The sequence below is a fragment of the Gorillibacterium terrae genome (assembly GCF_051594785.1).
GTDB lineage: Bacteria > Bacillota > Bacilli > Paenibacillales > NBRC-103111 > Gorillibacterium.
Map to the genome: position 1 here is coordinate 140,771 of NZ_JBPPGI010000006.1, position 16,236 is coordinate 157,006.

Genomic DNA, 16,236 nt, shown 5'->3' on the forward strand with positions numbered 1-16,236 from the left:
TTCCTTCCGTTGTTCACGCCCGCGCCTTCAGCAGCCGGCGCATGCGGGCCACTGCCGCCGGCCCGAGAAGCCGGGCGATCTGCCGCTTGAGCTCGCTGCGCCGCCGGACGCCGGCGGGCAGCCACGACTTGGCGAAGTGATGGATGGCGTAGCTGTTCTCCGAGAGGTAATCGGCCCCGTTGATATAATCGTAGGGACAGAAATACGTGCGCGGATAGAACACCGTGCCGTTGTCCAGCTCCTGGTACCGGCCGTTCGGCACGAAGCCGTGGGTCCGGGCATTTTCCGTAATCCGCTTCGTGTTGGTGGTCAGATCGAGCGTTCCGTCCGCCAGCACGAACGACCGGTCCTCGTACTCGTCCAGCAGCTCCTTGATCCACGGATGGCCGGCGCGGGCTGCCATCAGGCCGGTGGGGACATGCTGCTCGTCCTCGAATCCGGAGAAGGCTTCGTGAACGAGGAACCGGTCGAGCGGCTTCAGCACCTCGACGTCGGTATCCATGTAGATGCCGCCTTGGGTATACAGGGCATACAACCGAACGTAGTCGCTCACGAATGCGTACTTGCCCTGCTCGTAAGCCTCCCGTACATACCGGTTGACCGAGAGATCGAAGGTATCCTCGTTCCACTCCACGAACCGGTATCCGGCGAGCCGCTTGGGCCAGCTTTCCTGGCACATGCGGATTTTCGCAGGCTTTTCCCCCCGCCCGAACCAGCAGGAATGGACGATTTTGGGGATGGCGTCGGCTTTTTTCACGGGATGCTCCTTTCCGTATCAGAACACGAGATAGCGGCTGTTGTATTCGAAGCCGCCGAACGAGATCAGGTTTTCGTACAGGAAAAACAGCAGATAGAACATCAAGATCAGGTAATAGACCAGCTTCCGGTCTTTTTCGCGGAACAGCTTGACCACCCAGGGAATCAGAAGCAGCGGATACAGGCCGAAATAAATGGAAAAGCGGGCGATGATCCAGTTCTGCGTGGCGATCAGCATGACCAGGGCATTGAGGAGAGACAGATTGACGATCGGATCAAGCTCCGGCGCCAAGCTCTTCAGCCGCTGCCTGCCAAAGAAGGCGATGAGGACCGGCGCCGCCGCCACGACCACGCGGATGGCACTCGCTCCGCCTTCGGAAAAGGTTGAATAATGGCCGTACGGGGTATCGGCGATCACCGTAAACAGCGCGCCCATGAACTGGTTGAAGCCCAGGACGATGAGCACGGCTCCGCATGCCATGAGCAGCGTCTTCTTGGTCCAGGCCGGTCCCCGCACCAGGAAGTAGACCGGCAGCAGCAGGAGCGCGCTGCGGTGAAAGGTCGAGGCGACCAGCACCACGAGGAAGAACCGTTTCCAATCGCCGTTCAACATGTATTTGGTTCCGGCAAAAATGATCGCGGCCGCCAGATACTGCCGAATGCCGTTCATCGAGGTGGTGAACGCCCCGGAGGTGATAAAGACGTAGAGGCTCAGCTCATACATCGTCGAGTAGCGGAAGAGAATCCAGGCGATCAGCCCGCTGGTGGCGACGCCGGTCACCAGGATGAGCAGCTGGGGATCGGAGCTCAGCTGCTTGAGCAAAAGCTGTAAAATGTTAAAGCCGAAGTCCTTGCTGTAGTCGATGGTCGCCCAGGAAAAGAAGCCGGTCTTGTACGAGTACATGTACGTCGAGGTGTCGCCGATGTTGTTGCGCAAGCCGGCGACCAGCGCGAGCGAGACCGCCGCGATCAGCGCGGGCAGCGCGCTCGGCCGATACCGGACTCCCGCATCGGTGAGGGCCACCGGATGGGACAGCAGGCGGGCGTACAGGGAAGCGGCATAGACCAGGGCGAGGTTGAACAGCATGATCGTCATGGCGGTTACCCCTTTGCGGCGCTTTTCCCGGTTCTCAGCGTGGTGGAGCGGTTCGTCGCGTTCAGATAGAGATACAGGAGGAGCCCGGCGGGCAGCGCCAGCACGGTATAACCGGGACAAGGCGATTCCCGCAGGAAGCGGCGGTTGCCGCTCATCAGGCTGCTGGAGACGTAATGGACCGTCTCCCGCATCCGCTCCTTCCAGGTCGGTGCGTAGGTCATCGCCGTCTTGCGGAAGAAGGCGAAGCCGCGCGGGTTGCGCCGGTATTGCTTAATGATGTTAAGGCTCGACCCGTCCTCCAGGTATTCGACGACGCACAGCGGCTCGTTCAGGAGGAGGAGCGGGTGCAGCTGATCGATCAGCACGTATTTGTAGCTGAGCGGGCAGTATTTCTCTCCCTCGAACAGCGGGTAAGGAGGCGTCCGGCGGGTCAGCTCCGAGCGGTAGACGAGCTTCTTGTCGCCGCGCACCTTGTGGACCCCGTACAGGTCGGTCAGGGTGGAAGCGGCGACGCCCTCCGGCAGCGGCGTGCCGATGACCGAGCCGTCCGGCGCGATGTCCAGGCCCGCGATGCCCGCCGCCCGGTCGCTGCCGTGCTCGCGCCAGAAGGAGACGATCGTCTCCACGGCCTTCTCCGGCAGGTAATCGTCGGAGTCGATGCAGACGTTGAGCTCGGTGTCCACCAGCTCGTAAGCGGTGTTGTGCGCGCCGTGCATGCCTTGGTTCGCCTGGTAATGGTAGCGGATCGGCACGGCGCCTTCGGCGATCCAGCCGCGGACCAGCTCCTCCGTGCCGTCCGTCGAACCGTCGTCGACGATCAGCCAGAGGAAGTCCTTCGACGTCTGCCGCTTTAGGCTCTCGTAGCAGGCCGGCAGGATGTAGCCGCGGTTGTAAGTCGGGGTGAACACGGTCAGCGTGGGCCGCACAGATCTTCCTCCTTTTCTTCGCAAGGCCGGGCTTCCGGCCGAAACTCTCGCTCTTCGTTCACGCCTCGCGGAGCTGATTCCGGTAGTAGTCGCTCAGCCACTCGGCCATCCTCCGCGCGTCATAGCCGCTCGCGGCGATGGCTTCCTGCGTGTCGGCATGCGCCAGCGACAAGCCGAGAATCCGCTCGGCCCAAGCCTCGGGCGGGGCCTTCAGCGACTCGAAGCCGACGAGGCCGGTCTTATCGACCTCGCGGGTGATCGTATCGGCCACCAGGCAGGCGAGGCCGGCGGCCTGCGCTTCCACCAGCACGACCGGCAGCCCCTCGAAGAGCGACGGAAACAGGAACAGGTCGAAGCCCTGCAGCAGATCGGGAATATCGCCGCGAACACCGAGGAACCGGACCGAGTCGGCGAGGCCCAGGCGGTTCGCCTTCTCCTTCGCCTCCGCGAGAAGCTCCCCTTCCCCCGCCAGCACAAGCAGGGCGTCGGGCCGTCGGTCGAGCACCGCCCGGAAAATGTCGAGCAGGAACCGGTGGTTCTTCTGCTTGGTGAACCGGCCGATGTGGCCGATCACGAGCCGGTCGCCAATCCCGAGCTCCGCGCGGATGCGTTCCCGCCGGATGGGATCGAACCGGAAATCCTCGGCGTTGACGGCGTTGTTCAACACCGTCACCGGCCGCTTGCGGCCGAAGAGCCAGCGCCCGGCGTTCTCGGAGCAGGCGAAGTAATGCGTCGGCTGGTCGCGCATCACCGACCGGGCATAGAGCCGGAAGGGCAGCTTGTAGTCGAGCGCCAGATCGCTCAAATGGCTGTGCGCGATCCGGCAGGGCACGCCCGCGCGTTTCGCCGCGCGCAGCACGAAGCTGCTGTTCTCGTTGTTGTGCGCATGCACGATCCGGTAGTCGGGCTGCTCCGCGAAGAAGCGTTCCAGCCGGCGAAAATACTCGCGGTACTTGCCGGGCCGCAGCATCGGCATCCGGTAGATCCGGCCGCCGAGCGACTCGATCTCGCCGTCGTAGTGGCCGCGCTCCTCGCGGTGAACGAGGAAGTCGAACTGCAGCCGGGACCGGTCGAGCTGCCGGTAGTAGTTCATCAGCATCGTCTCCAGGCCGCCGCGGTTCATGATCGTCGCCACCTGGAGCACGCGCATCGGTTCTGCCATGCCTAACGCCTCTTTTCCTTCATGACGTTTATCTCCGCCTCATCCGGTTTGCCGCGGCGAGCAGCGCGTAGAGGCCCGCCGTGAACCGGAGCTTGGCGCACCAGTAGAAGACCCGCCAGACGGGCGAGCCCTCCGGTTGGAAGCGCGCCAGCGCCGAGCGGAACCGCTCCTCCCGCAGCAGCTCCTGGAGCCGGCTCCGCTTCTCCGCCAAGGAGAGGCTCTCCCCCGCCGACAGGATGTTGAGCCCGAGTCCCAGAACGCTCAGCGCGATGCGGTTCTCCAGCGCTTCGCGGTAAATGCCGTCCAGCCGATGCTCGGCCAGAAACTGCTCCATGAGTCCGAAAAGCTGCAAAAACTGCCGGGTAAGCCGCGGATTGAACCCCGAGGTCAGGGATTCCGCGTTCACTCGCCAGTAATGGTAGTATGGCGTATGTAAGAAGACGAAGCTGCGGGCCGCCTGCACAACCTGCAGGTTGAACAACGTATCCTCGTTGCTGCCGATCCGCTTGAGATCGGTAAATTCCGCTTCGGTCTCGCGGATCAGCTCCGCCCGGTACAGCTTGTTCCAGACGGTTCCCCATGCGTCGAGCAGCTCCGGACTGCCCTTCTCGTCGCCCACCGGGCCGACCAGCCGGCGCAGGATCCGCTCGGCCACCGCTTCGTCCCGGTAGACGGTACGGTCGGCCAGCCCGAAGTCCTTCTCCTTCGCATGGTCGCCGAATTCGCGGACGTACGAGCACATGACGATGTCGGCGCGGTCGGCGACCGCCGTTCGGTACAGGGCTTCGAACATGCCGGGATCGGCCCAATCGTCGGGATCGACGAAGCCGATGAAGGCGCCGCCCGCTTCCGCCAGGCCCGCATTGCGGGCGGCGGAGACGCCGGCGTTCGGCTGATCGAGCACCTTGAGCCGGCCGTCGCGGGAAGCCGCCTCGCGGAGGAGGGCCAGGCTGCCGTCCCGGGAGCCGTCGTTGACGGCGATGATCTCGATGTCCTTCAGGGTTTGGCCAAGCAGGCTATCCAGGCAGCGGCCGAGGTAGCGCTCCATGTTGTACACCGGAACGATGACGCTCACCAGCGGACCCATGCTACACCCAGGCGTACCGGGCGTAGATTTGGCCCAGCCGCTCCTTGACTTCCTGCACCGAATACGCCGCTACCCGGGCCAGGCTCTCCTCGCCCATCCGGCGGCGCAGCGCTTCGTCCGCCGCCAAATCCTCCATGCGGCGGGCGAAGCCGTCCGCATCGTTCGCGTCGACGAGGTAGCCGTTCACGCCGTCCGCTACCAGCTCGTGGTGGCCGCGGTTCTCCGCCGCGATCACCGGCAGGCCGCTCGCCATCGCCTCCATGATGTTGACCGGCAGACCCTCGCGGAAGCTCGAGGCCACCGCGATATCGCAGGCCGGCAGCAGCTCGGCGACATCGTCGCGGTAGCCGAGGAAGTCCACGCGGTCCGCGATGCCAAGCCGCTCGGCCAGCTCCCGGCAGGCGGGCAGCAGCGGCCCCGAGCCGGCCAGCGCGAGCCGGACCGTAGGAGCTCCGGGCTCCTGCCGGACCTTGGAGAGCGCGTGCAGCAGCAGCTGCTGGTTCTTGTTGCGGTTGAATTCGGCGGCATAGAAGAACAGCAGCCCTTCTTCCGCGAGGCCGAGCGCCCGCCGCCGCCCCGCCTTCTCATCCGAACCGAGCGGCCGGAAGCGGTCGAGCTGAACGCCGACGCCCGGCACATGGGCGATCTCCGCCGCCTGGAAGTGCCGCCGGAGAGCCAGCCGGTAATCCTCCGAATTGATCGTGATCAGGCAGTCGGTCACCCGTGCGAGCATTTTCTCCACCGGATAATAGAGCAGCCAGTTGACCAGCGGGGCACCCTTGCAGAAGTGAAAGCCGTGGGCCGTGTAGAGGACTTTCGTTCCCCGCTTGCGGGCCTTCCAGCCGGCCAGCCGGGCGAGCATGCCGCCCATCGGCGTATGGCAGTGAATGACATCGTAAGCGCCCCGTTCCATCACCGCCGACAGCTCGCGGTACGCCTTCACGTTCCCCGCCTTAAGCGGCGAGCGCTCGAAGGGAATGTCGAATTTCTGGTCGACGTGGGGCAACGAACGCCCTCCCTTGGCCGCAACGTGAACCTCCCAGCCCTGCTCCTTGAACCATTCCAGGTAGGGAAGATGAAACTTCTCTACATGCGTATCGACCGTTGCCACAAACAATATGGCCGGCACCGCCTTCACCTCCTCTTCGAATCAGCGGGACGACACGACGGCAAGCTCCGCTTCGCCGGTATCCGGCGCGCGGCGGCTGGCGATCCGCAGCAGGGCTTCGCGCAGCTCCGTCTTTTCCATGCCCGCATAGCCCTTCAGCAGCTCCTGAATTTCCTTCATGCGCAGCTCCGCCGTCTTGCCGATGTAGATCTTCGGATAGACCTGCTCCTCGTGGACCTCGTCCTTGCCGAGCAGCTCCTCGAACAGCTTCTCCCCGGGCCGGATGCCCGAGTATTCGATCCCGATGTCCTCGACGGAATTGCCGGAGAGGCGGATCAGGTTGACGGCGAGATCGGTGATCTTCACGGGATCGCCCATGTCGAGCACGAAGATTTCGCCGCCGCGGGCGAGCGCGCCCGCTTGAATGACGAGCCGCGAGGCTTCGGGAATCGTCATGAAATAGCGGATCATCTCCGGATGGGTGACCGTCACCGGGCCGCCCTTCTCGATCTGCTTCTTGAACAGCGGGATGACGCTGCCCCGGCTGCCCAAGACATTGCCGAAGCGGACCGCGACGAATTTGGTGAAGCTGCGCTGGTCGAGGTCCTGGATGATCATCTCGGCGAGCCGCTTGGCCGCGCCCATGACGCTCGTCGGGTTGACCGCTTTGTCCGTGGAGATCATCACGAACGTCCGGACCCCGGAAGCGCTGGCGGCGTTCGCCGCGTTCAGGGTGCCGAGGACGTTGTTCTTGACCGCTTCCTCCGGGTTGCGTTCCATCAAGGGAACGTGCTTGTGCGCCGCCGCATGGTAAACGACGTCGGGGCGGTAGGTCTTCATCACCGCCATCATCTTGGCGGCGTCCTGAAGATCGGCGATTTCCGGCACGAATTTGATGCCGGAATCCTTGAACTGCTCCCTCAGCTCCATCTCGATGGAATAGATGCTGTTCTCTCCATGCCCGAGCAGCACCAGCAGCTGGGGCTTGAACCGGGACACCTGGCGGCAGATCTCCGAACCGATGGAGCCGCCCGCACCGGTGACCAGGACGATTTTGCCGGTGACGGACTCGGAGATCTTATCCATGTCCATCTCCACTGGCTCGCGACCGAGCAGGTCCTCCACCTGCACGTCGCGGACCTGGTTCACCGAAACCTTGCCGGAGACAATGTCCTCGATCATCGGCAGAATCTGCGTCTTGGCCGCCGTCTTGGCGCATTCCTCGTAGATGCGCTGAATTTCCCGACGCCTCAGCGAGGGAATGGCGATGAGGATCGTATGGATGCGCATCTCCCGGGTGATCCGCTCGATGTCGCCGAGACCGCCGACGACCGGAACGCCGAGGATGTCGAGGTTCCGCTTGTTCGGATTGTCGTCGACGAAGGCCACCGGCATCAGGTCCGTCTCCCCGCTGTTCAGGAGCTGGCGGACGATCATCGTGCCGCCCGATCCGGCGCCGACGATCAGCGTGCGCTTCTTCGTATTCGCCTTGCGGCCCGCCGTATGGAGCAGCCGCCAGGAAAGCCGCGTACCGCCGATGAGCAGCACATGCAGCATCCAGGTGATGGCGAGCATTCGGAAGTAAACGGTGCCCATCATCGCCGCCTGGACGACGACGGTGGCGGCGATCGAGAGGCTGACCGCCTTCAGGATGGCGGCGAGCTCGCTCACGCTGGCGTATTCCCAGGCTTTTTTGTACAGCTTATAGCGGAAGGCGAAGAAGTGGTGGCTGACGAGAAGCGTCAGCGAGGTCAGAATGAGCGGCGTCTCATTGACGGCCATGCCGGCGTGCGTCAGGTACCGGCTGAAGAAGATTGCCGTAAGGACCACAAAGGAATCCGTAAAAAACAAAAAAGACAGCCGTTGTCGATAGGTCACGTTCTCATCCTCCCGTGCTCATGTCAATGTAGCCGCAAGCGTTCCGCTGCGGCTTAAACCCCTTCGAAGCCGATCCCAGGCGGCGCCCGGCGAAAGACATCAGGCTCGCGTAAACGCAGAGTGCGCCCGAAATGACGAAGATCGGACGCACTTGCGGTTCGCTTGCTTACCTGTGCGGTTTCCAGGGAGGAATCCGCACAAGTAAAGAAACGAAACCGCAGGCTTCGCCGCCGCTTGAGGAGCAGGCCGCGCGGGCGGGCCGCGCGCAAGGCGCGCGGAGCCGGCAATCGCGGCAGTCGCCTTAAGCGATGGGCGGCGAACATTCGGTTTCAATCGTAATCCGGGGCATCCAACCCCGCCTCACGCCACACCCTCGACGACCCGCGTCTAAGGTCCTGCGACCCACAGCATGACCGAGTGCCTCCATTGATATCGGCCAGGAGACATCGCCGCAGCTTGGGTTCATCCGGCTAATGACCGGAAATCCGTCCACTGTTGTTCGCTATGTAAATCATTATCGTTCTTAATATAGAACAGCGAGGCAAAAGGAAAGCCCTCCGTATCGTCGGCGGGAGAGCCGGGCGAGGCTACTTCTCGTTGAGCACCGTACCGAGCAGCGTGGCCCCGGCGAACTCCAGGGTCATCTTGGCGTTCAGCGCCGCATCTTCCTTGGTCCGGCCCTGTTCCAGGACCAACAACACGGCGTCGCTGCAATGCGCCAAAGACTTGACCTCGAAGGCTTCCAGCACCGAGGGAGCATCGATGAGGACCATATCGTAGTGGCTGCCCAGCGTGTCCATGATGCCGGTCAGGACTCCATCGTCCAGGAGATCGTTGGCTCCGAAGCCGTAGGTACCGGCCGGCATGACGTCCAGCTCGCCGATCTCGGTCGGATGAACCGTATCCTTCAGCTCCTTGCGGCCGGACAGGACATCGGACAATCCGGGCTGTCTCTCCATGCCGAGCAGCTTGGTGATTCCCGGACGGCGGACATTCGCGTCCACCACCAGCACCTTGCTGCCCTTCACCGCCATCGAGGAAGCCAGGTTCATGACCAGCGTGGTCTTCCCTTCCCCGCCCTCGGGCGAAGTGACAAGAAGCGACTTCTTCTTCTGGCTTTCAAACAGCAGGCGAATATTGGCGCGGATGCTGCGGAATTGCTCGGAAGCGCGCGCGGCGGGCTGCAGGTAGCTGATCAGACTCCGCCGGGCGGGGAGACTGGATGCGACCGCTTCGTTAAGATTCAACGCTCTCCCTCCTCGTGAGTTGAATTCGCTGATGGGTCTTGGCGCGGAACTTCACCTTTCGAATGCGGGACACTTGCCCGAGCACCGGCAGGCCAAGCACTTCCTTCGCCCGCTTCTCCGAGCGGATCGCTTCGTCGAGGGTATCGCGGAGGAAGGCGGCTCCGATGCCCAGCACCAAGCCGGCGATGAGGCCGATGAGGATCATCCGGTTTTGCTCCGGCGGATTGATCGGCTGTGGCGAACCGTCCTTCTTGGCTTCGGATAAAATGGTCACGTCGCTGAAGTTCAGGAGCGTGCCGATGGTCGCCTTGTATTGCTTCACGGTGGAGTTGGCGATAGCCGCGGCGAGCGGCTGGCTGCGGTCGGTAACGGTGACCAGCACCACCTGGGTGTTGTCGACGCTGGAGACCGAAATCTGGCTCCGCAGAGCGGAGACGGAGCGGTCGAGCGAGAGTTCATCCGCTACCTTTTGCAGGACGACGGGCTCCTTGAGAACCACCTTGAGCGTATTGATGAAATCGGTATTCGAATGGATGATGATGCGGGCCGTCGCCTGATACAGCGGTGCATGCGGCCTGTTGGCATAGTAGGCGCCAAGCCCGGTGCCCAACAGAGTAACGAGCGACAGGATCAGCCAGCGCCTGCGCAGGGCGAGCAGAAGGTCACGGATGTTGATCTCTCGGGGGATACGCATATTGTCCATGGGGATTCTCCTGATCTTTATAATGAACTCGTTACTCATTATAGTTCTTAATAGCGAACATGTCAAACCATGAAAACTCCATTTTCAAAATCACCGGCGTCAGCCGCCGATTTCGTCCTCGTCCTCTTTTTCCTGCCGCTGCATCTGGTACAACCGGACGAAATCCTCCTTGCGCATTCCATCCTGAATGGCGGTGTAAATCAGCGTTTTCCATTCCTCATCCAGCGGATCGGCGCCCAGGTACTCTTCCCCGAGCAAAAATTCCAAATGGGTATCCAGCGATTCGGCCAGCTTGGAGAGCATGAGCAGGGACGGGTTGTTTTGCAGCTTGCGCTCGATATGGCTGAGGTAGGACTTGGAGATATCGGCCATCTCGGCGAGCTCGGTGATGGTCAGCCCCTTCTGCTCCCGCAGGTATTTAATTCGATCTCCGATCATAGCTTTCTCCTTCGTCGGATTGGATAAAATCGTTCCCTCTTTGCATCCCGAGCAGCCGGCGGAACATGCCCCGCCTCTCCCGGGCCAAGCTGGAATACTCGCCGCACTGCACGACCCGGCCCTGATCGAGGACCACCACTTGATCCGCGTCGCGGATCGTGGTCAGCCGGTGGGCGATGACGATCAGCGTGATTCGGCCTCTCAGCCGGAACAGCGCATCCTGAATCTTGGCTTCGTTCTCGCCGTCGAGGGCGCTCGTCGCCTCGTCGAGCACGAGAACCGCAGGGTCCCGGAGGAGGGCTCTCGCGAGCACCAGCCGCTGGCGCTCGCCGCCGGACAGCCGCACCCCGCGGTCGCCCAGCACGGTGTCGAGCCCCATCGGCAGCCTGGCGACAAAGTCGGAGGCGGCGGCCAGCTCCAGAACCTCCCAGATCCGCTCGTCGCTTGCCTCCGGCTGAACGAGGAGCAGGTTGTCGCGGATGCTGGCGTTGAACAGGAACGGGTCCTGCGACACGTAGCTGACCGTCTGCCGGAAGCGGCGGATCGCAGCGCCCTCCAGCGGCGTCCCGTCCACCAGAATCCGCCCGTCCTCGGGCACGATGAGGCCCATGATGAGGTCGGCCAGCGTGCTCTTGCCGGCGCCCGAGCGTCCGACGACCGCCGTCATCCGGTTGGCCGGAATCGTCAGGGTGATCCCCGCGAGGGCATAGGGGCCTTCGCCCCGCTCGTAGCGGTAATTCACGTCCTCGAGTTCGATCGCCTCGGTAAGCCGCAGCGGTTCGCCTTCCAAGGCTCCGATCCGTTCCGCCGACAGCCGGCATTCCTCCTGCAGCCCGCGCAGGCTGCGGAACGCCGGTAGGCTTGCCGACAGCTGCTCCAGGTTCATCTGGATGTTCATGAACCGCGGCCACAGCCGGGAGAAGATCGCCACGACGATGATCAGCTGCCCTGCCGGCGTCTTCAGCCACGCCACGGAAGCGAAGAGGAAGAACGCGATAAGCCCGGTGGAAGCGAGCTTATAGACCATCTGAGAGTTGGAGCGCAGCTTAACGTAGCCGTCCTGCTCCTTCTGCAGCTTGCCGGACTCCTGCCGCATCCACTCGAGGCGCGAGCCTTCCAGCCGGTTGCTCTTAATGTCCTTAATGCCGTTGATCTGCTCGGTGATGCCGGCGAGGTAGCCCTGCGACATCTCCGTCGTCTGCTTGCCGAGCGCGAGCGCCTTGCCGAGCGAGCGCTTGGAGAGGAACGCGAGCGCGAGCCCGCAGACCACGACGAAGGCCGTGACCTGCCAGGACAGCCAGAGCGCAATCGCCACCTGAAGCGCCGTGAACAGCACGTTGGTTACAAGCGAGAGGAACAGGTTGATGCCCGCTCCGACCCGTGCCAGCTCGGCGGTCATCGTGTTGACCAGATCGGAGCGCCGCCGCTTCAGGAAGAAAGCCCAGTCGGCCATCAAGAGATCGCGGTAGACGGTGAAGCGCAGGTGATGCACGAACCCCTGATGGATGCGCGCGTTCTGAATCGTGAACCTTCGCTGAAGCAGGTTCTGGACCAAGGCCAGCATCACAAAAATTCCCAACACCGTCAGCAGGCCGGCCATCCCGGACAGGCCCTGAAGAAACGAGAACGCCTGGAACAGGGGATGGCTCGAAGCCGAATAGCTGATGATTCCGCTGATGCCCAGCATGGGAATTAATAGGATCAGACCGATGCCGTCCAGCAAGCTGATCGCGAGCATGCCGGCCATGTTGGCGTACAGGACCGAACCGGAATAAGCCGCCAGTTGTTTGACATAATGCCGAATTTCCTTCATCGTGCTTCCTCCCGAAGCCTGCCGCGAACCGCCGGGTCCAGTCGGGACGGCTTGGCGAATTTGCCGACCGTGGTAAACCTTCTCATTTCCTCCGCGCCGGTGACGTACCGGTCGCCGCTGCGCAGCCAGGCATGCGCCGCCAGGCCGCCCGTTTCGTCCCGCCCGGTTCCCAGGTACAGCGTGCAGCCGATGCCCCGCCGCTCCAGCATCCTCAGGCCGGCCACGGCGCGGGTGAGGCACATGCTGCTCCAGGGCGTATGCCGGCTGGCGGCCGCAATCGCGTCGGCGACCCGGCCGACGATGGCCCGCTCCGCCTCCGGCGCCCGCTCCGAGGGCGTCTCGCGCTCCCGCTCGCCGAGCGACGGAGCGAGGCGCGCGAACGGCCGGAGCAGCGCCAGCCGGGCCCGGCCGAGCTCGAAGAACGCCTCGGCGAGGAGCCGCCGGTTTCCGGCGGGCAGCGCGAGGAGCACCCGCGCCGGACGCAGCCGGCCTTTCAGCCTGCCGACGAGCCGTGTCCGCGGCGCCCCGCTCATACGGCTTCGATCAGGCCTTCGCGCAGGAGCAGCTCGATGAAGCCGCCGACCTGGCGCGAGCATTCCTCCGGCTCCACCTCGTACTCCTCGGTGAGGCGCTCAATCACATCCTCGGTGCGGGCGGGCTCGGCGAAGCTGCGCCAGATTTCGCCGCCGATCTCGCCGAGGTTGTAGTAGTTGCCGTTCTGCACGCTCAGCATGACCGTCTCGCCGTCCATGTCGCTCACAATATTGCCCGGGGCCTGCCGCAGCAGGACGCGGGACAGGTCCTCCGTTCGGTTCGTCATCCCTTCTCCTCCTTTCGGGTTTCCGCCACGATGCGGTCGGCCAGCTCGTGCGCGGTGAAGCCTTCTTCCGGCCGAATCAGCCGGTAGAGAGGGACCGTCTCGGCCAGCCTTGCGGTGACTTGAAAATGCCAGTCCAGCCGGTTCATCCGGCGCAGGAACAGGTTGCGGTAGGTATGGTCGTACAGCAGGCGCATGCGGGCGAGGCCGCGCACCGGCTCCAGCCTCGGGGCCGCAACGGGGCCCTTCGTCAGCTCGAAGATTCCGCCGAGCGGCAGCTCGTGGGCCGCGAACTCGCACCCGACCGGCACGGCGTATTTCGTCTCCCGCTCGAACAGGGGCTTCAGCCCGGCATTCCCGCGCCCGAGGGCCTCGAGGCTCTCCTGCCACAGCTTCTGCTGCGGGTAGGACGGCGTCACCCGCGGCGGGTCCGCGCCATCGGTGTGCACCGGGATCACGTCGTCGCTCACCAACGGCAGGCCGCGGTCCATCAGCGCCCGGGCGAGCGTCGACTTGCCCATGCCCGATTCGCCCACGACGGCGTAAGCCTTACCGCCGATGGCGACGGCGCTTCCGTGTAGCGGCAGGATGCTCCGCTGCAACAAGATGGCGCCCATGCAGGTGCCGAGGATATATAAGCGAACCTTGTCCATATCGGCTGCGGGTACCGGGGAGACCCGGATGGTCCGGCCCTCCCGCACCTCGAACAAGGCGGTATCCGGAATGTGGACGAGGAGGGTGTCCCCTTCCGCCTGGATCTTGCGGTCCGAGCGCTTCATGCGCTCCCACTCCTCCGCAAGCGGCTCCAGCCGGATCTCAATGTCCCCTCCTTCGCCGGCCCCCGGGATGACGGAGAGCTCCGGAAACGGCAGATCGCTTACGAGCCGAAAGCCGAAGGCCTCCGCCCTCCATTCGTTCTTCGTCAGTTGCAACGCCTTCACCTCAATCGGACAAGAATACGGATCAATGATAAGGAAAAGCCCTTATGCTTCATTTCGAAGGATAAGGGCTGCCAGCCGAAATGGTGCGGATAAGGCTATCATATCAGCTGTAGTGTACCGGTTCGTCCTCATCGTCCTGGACTTCGTCCGGAATTGCCTTTCCGGGGCCGGCCATGGTCTGGCGAACGTTGAGGATCTCCAGTTCAGGAGCCTTCCATTCCTTCTTCATCGAGCTCACCTCCTCTCAAGCGGTTTTATGGAGAAATCGGTATAAGATCAGGCTGCGCATGAGAAGCCGCAGCTCCAGATCGAATGCGGAGGCTGCCTGCGGGGTTTCTTCGCCGTAGGCGAGAGCCCGCTTGAGCAGCGAGGGCCGGACGATGGCTTGCATGACCGGATCCTGCGCCATCCGGCCGAATTCCGCAGCTGTCTCCTTCCAGGCCGGAAGCATCCGGTGCAGCCAATCCGCCGACTGGATGCCCCGAACCCGCTGATTGAGCCGGACCTCGTCGGCCAGGATGCCGCGGGTCGCCCGGCGGATCAGTGCTCGGCCCGAGCCATCCCGCACGAACTGGTCGAGCGGCAGCGACAGACAGAAGCGGATAACCCGGGCATCGCTCGTCGGGTCATACCCCTGTACCCCGAAGCGCTGCGACAATTTGCAGAACGTGGTGCCGTTGGTGTGCCAGATATTGGCGTGCTCGAAATGGCGGGTTCTCGCCTCAATGGCGTTATCGGCCCTCAGCGTCGAACTTCCGTTGACGTTGTAGCCCTGGGCCGCGATCCGCTCGAACACGCCGGTACGGGCCGCGAAATCGGGATGAATCCATTGCGGATCCTCCGAACCTGCCGCAGCCGCAGCGTTCCGTGCCAGCGCGGGAAACGCCTTCTGCCGGACGGCCGCCCACACCCGGGAGCGGTGAACTCCCTTAATCCGGCTGTAGGCGCTCGCCTCCCTGGCCAGGCGAACGAGCTGAAATCTGCGCAACAGCAGGGAATAATAATCGATCGCCGGGCCCCAGGAGACGGTGAAGTTCCCTCTTCCCCCGTTGAACAGAACGCCGATCCCCCGCTCGGCCGCCTTCTCGTGAATCCCCTTCATCCAATAGGAGTTTTCAAAAAATTTGTACGGCATCTCCATTAGTTCCAGCCAGTCGTCTACCTCGGTCAGCGGGTTCTTTCCGGCAAAATCATGGAACGAGGGTTCGATGTTGGGATACTTGCTTGCGGTTGCCTTCATATATTCCGATTCATTCGGCATCAAGTGGCGCGCCGTCCAATCCTCGAAGTCCGGTGCCGGTACAAAGCTGAACGTATGCAGCGTCCGGTTCTCCGCTCCGAGCGAGCGGGCCGCAAAGCTGGCGACCGATCCGGAATCGAGTCCGCCGCTAAGCTGAGCGCCGACGGGCAGATGGCTGCGCAGCCGGGAGCGGACGGCCGTGTCAAGCACAGCGCGGAACGCTTCCTCGTATTCTTCGTCGCTCTTCAGCCGCAACGGTTCCTGGGGCAGGAAGGAATCATAGGCGCTGATCGCGAGCCTTCCCTCCTCCAGAACGAACCGGCTGGCGGGAGGAAGCTGGCGGATATCGCGATAAACGGTGGTGGAAGCATCCGCCGAATCCACCATTCCCGTGACGGCCAGATACTCCGCCAGCCACTCCTCGTTCAGCCGCTTATCCGCTCCGGGAAGAGCGAGCAGCGGACGCAGCAGTGTGCTGAACGCGAACCGACGGTCCGTCTGATGGAAGTAGAGCGTGCGCTTGCCGGAGTGGTCGCGGGCCCCGAACAGTCGATGGCGCGGCTTATCCCAGAGAACGAAAGCAAAATCGCCGTTCAGCCGAGAAGGCGCGTCATCTCCCCATTTTCGGTAAGCCAGGAGAATCAGCTCGCTGTCGGGAATGGATTTGCGGCGGGAGGGTTCGATCATGAGTTCCTCGAATAGCCTCTCGCGGTTGTCGAGAATGGCGTCCGCCGTGATGGCCAGATCGCCCGCTTCCGAGCGACGGGGCAATTCTTCGAAGCGAGCCTCGGGCGTCAGCTCCCGAATCCGGCAGAGGAAGAAGGTGCCGCCGTCTTTCCAAATCCCCGTCCGGTCTGCTCGAAGCCGTTCCATTTGCTCCAGCAGCGGGCGGGATTCTTCTTCGGTTACCGGTTCCCCGGAATAAGTTAAGATGCCTGCGATCGCGCTCATAGGACCTCCGCGTGTAACCGGCGCTTTGTTCGTTATATGTACAATAAAACGCAACCGATGTTCGTTATTAAGA

At 63.1% G+C, this 16,236-nt stretch carries 16 protein-coding genes; all 16 read right to left on the bottom strand.

Annotation, left to right across the window (positions count from 1 at the left end; genetic code table 11):
* Positions 1-13: 13 nt before the first annotated feature.
* Positions 14-757, bottom strand: a complete 744-nt coding sequence (locus ACSEXS_RS19200) for a glycosyltransferase family 32 protein (RefSeq protein ID WP_438434861.1) — start codon at positions 755-757, stop codon at positions 14-16.
* An 18-nt stretch (positions 758-775) separates the two neighbouring features.
* Entirely contained in the window at positions 776-1,852 is a 1,077-nt protein-coding gene (locus ACSEXS_RS19205; RefSeq protein WP_438434862.1) for an EpsG family protein, read from the bottom strand.
* Between the two features lie 5 nt (positions 1,853-1,857).
* Positions 1,858-2,778, bottom strand: coding sequence for a glycosyltransferase family 2 protein (locus ACSEXS_RS19210; RefSeq protein ID WP_438434863.1), 921 nt, complete (start codon positions 2,776-2,778; stop codon positions 1,858-1,860).
* Positions 2,779-2,836: 58 nt separating this feature from the next.
* Positions 2,837-3,940 (bottom strand): glycosyltransferase family 1 protein, encoded by a 1,104-nt coding sequence (locus ACSEXS_RS19215; protein WP_438434864.1) that lies wholly within the window; start codon positions 3,938-3,940, stop codon positions 2,837-2,839.
* Between the two features lie 28 nt (positions 3,941-3,968).
* On the bottom strand, positions 3,969-5,027 hold the full coding sequence (locus ACSEXS_RS19220) for a glycosyltransferase family 2 protein (RefSeq protein WP_438434865.1): 1,059 nt from the start codon (positions 5,025-5,027) through the stop codon (positions 3,969-3,971).
* A gap of 1 nt (position 5,028) precedes the next feature.
* The gene (locus ACSEXS_RS19225) at positions 5,029-6,156 is read right to left on the bottom strand and encodes a glycosyltransferase family 4 protein (RefSeq protein ID WP_438434866.1); all 1,128 of its coding nucleotides are present in this window, start codon (positions 6,154-6,156) and stop codon (positions 5,029-5,031) included.
* Between the two features lie 21 nt (positions 6,157-6,177).
* Positions 6,178-8,013: a polysaccharide biosynthesis protein gene (locus ACSEXS_RS19230; RefSeq protein ID WP_438434867.1), complete on the bottom strand. Its 1,836-nt coding sequence runs from the start codon at positions 8,011-8,013 to the stop codon at positions 6,178-6,180.
* A 587-nt stretch (positions 8,014-8,600) separates the two neighbouring features.
* Complete coding sequence (locus ACSEXS_RS19235; RefSeq protein ID WP_438434868.1) at positions 8,601-9,260, bottom strand: CpsD/CapB family tyrosine-protein kinase; 660 nt, start codon at positions 9,258-9,260, stop codon at positions 8,601-8,603.
* A complete protein-coding gene (locus ACSEXS_RS19240) occupies positions 9,250-9,963 on the bottom strand; it encodes a YveK family protein (protein ID WP_438434869.1) in 714 nt (237 codons plus the stop codon). Before ACSEXS_RS19240 ends, ACSEXS_RS19235 begins: the two co-directional genes overlap by 11 nt.
* Positions 9,964-10,062: 99 nt before the next feature.
* Positions 10,063-10,401 (bottom strand): helix-turn-helix domain-containing protein, encoded by a 339-nt coding sequence (locus ACSEXS_RS19245; protein WP_438434870.1) that lies wholly within the window; start codon positions 10,399-10,401, stop codon positions 10,063-10,065.
* Positions 10,382-12,214 carry an ABC transporter ATP-binding protein gene (locus ACSEXS_RS19250; RefSeq protein ID WP_438434871.1) on the bottom strand — a complete coding sequence of 611 codons (1,833 nt, stop codon included), beginning with the start codon at positions 12,212-12,214 and terminating at the stop codon, positions 10,382-10,384. The genes ACSEXS_RS19245 and ACSEXS_RS19250 overlap by 20 nt, the downstream gene beginning before the upstream one ends.
* Positions 12,211-12,747 (bottom strand): lasso peptide biosynthesis B2 protein, encoded by a 537-nt coding sequence (locus ACSEXS_RS19255; protein ID WP_438434872.1) that lies wholly within the window; start codon positions 12,745-12,747, stop codon positions 12,211-12,213. The genes ACSEXS_RS19250 and ACSEXS_RS19255 overlap by 4 nt, the downstream gene beginning before the upstream one ends.
* Positions 12,744-13,034 carry a lasso peptide biosynthesis PqqD family chaperone gene (locus ACSEXS_RS19260; RefSeq protein ID WP_438434873.1) on the bottom strand — a complete coding sequence of 97 codons (291 nt, stop codon included), beginning with the start codon at positions 13,032-13,034 and terminating at the stop codon, positions 12,744-12,746. The genes ACSEXS_RS19255 and ACSEXS_RS19260 overlap by 4 nt, the downstream gene beginning before the upstream one ends.
* Positions 13,031-13,963, bottom strand: a complete 933-nt coding sequence (locus ACSEXS_RS19265; RefSeq protein ID WP_438434874.1) for a phosphoenolpyruvate carboxykinase (ATP) — start codon at positions 13,961-13,963, stop codon at positions 13,031-13,033. The genes ACSEXS_RS19260 and ACSEXS_RS19265 overlap by 4 nt, the downstream gene beginning before the upstream one ends.
* A gap of 112 nt (positions 13,964-14,075) precedes the next feature.
* Positions 14,076-14,201, bottom strand: a complete 126-nt coding sequence (locus ACSEXS_RS19270; RefSeq protein ID WP_438434875.1) for a paeninodin family lasso peptide — start codon at positions 14,199-14,201, stop codon at positions 14,076-14,078.
* Positions 14,202-14,216: 15 nt separating this feature from the next.
* Positions 14,217-16,163 (bottom strand): asparagine synthase-related protein, encoded by a 1,947-nt coding sequence (locus ACSEXS_RS19275; RefSeq protein ID WP_438434876.1) that lies wholly within the window; start codon positions 16,161-16,163, stop codon positions 14,217-14,219.
* Positions 16,164-16,236: the final 73 nt, after the last annotated feature.

What these genes read in the sequence shown, in the direction of transcription:
- ACSEXS_RS19260 (WP_438434873.1), bottom strand. Translation starts at nt 13,034, where the DNA reads ATGACGAACCGAACGGAGGACCTGTCCCGCGTCCTGCTGCGGCAGGCC.
- ACSEXS_RS19250 (WP_438434871.1), bottom strand. Translation starts at nt 12,214, where the DNA reads ATGAAGGAAATTCGGCATTATGTCAAACAACTGGCGGCTTATTCCGGT.
- ACSEXS_RS19220 (WP_438434865.1), bottom strand. Translation starts at nt 5,027, where the DNA reads ATGGGTCCGCTGGTGAGCGTCATCGTTCCGGTGTACAACATGGAGCGC.
- ACSEXS_RS19205 (WP_438434862.1), bottom strand. Translation starts at nt 1,852, where the DNA reads ATGACGATCATGCTGTTCAACCTCGCCCTGGTCTATGCCGCTTCCCTG.
- ACSEXS_RS19275 (WP_438434876.1), bottom strand. Translation starts at nt 16,163, where the DNA reads ATGAGCGCGATCGCAGGCATCTTAACTTATTCCGGGGAACCGGTAACC.
- ACSEXS_RS19215 (WP_438434864.1), bottom strand. Translation starts at nt 3,940, where the DNA reads ATGGCAGAACCGATGCGCGTGCTCCAGGTGGCGACGATCATGAACCGC.
- ACSEXS_RS19270 (WP_438434875.1), bottom strand. Translation starts at nt 14,201, where the DNA reads ATGAAGAAGGAATGGAAGGCTCCTGAACTGGAGATCCTCAACGTTCGC.
- ACSEXS_RS19245 (WP_438434870.1), bottom strand. Translation starts at nt 10,401, where the DNA reads ATGATCGGAGATCGAATTAAATACCTGCGGGAGCAGAAGGGGCTGACC.
- ACSEXS_RS19240 (WP_438434869.1), bottom strand. Translation starts at nt 9,963, where the DNA reads ATGGACAATATGCGTATCCCCCGAGAGATCAACATCCGTGACCTTCTG.
- ACSEXS_RS19255 (WP_438434872.1), bottom strand. Translation starts at nt 12,747, where the DNA reads ATGAGCGGGGCGCCGCGGACACGGCTCGTCGGCAGGCTGAAAGGCCGG.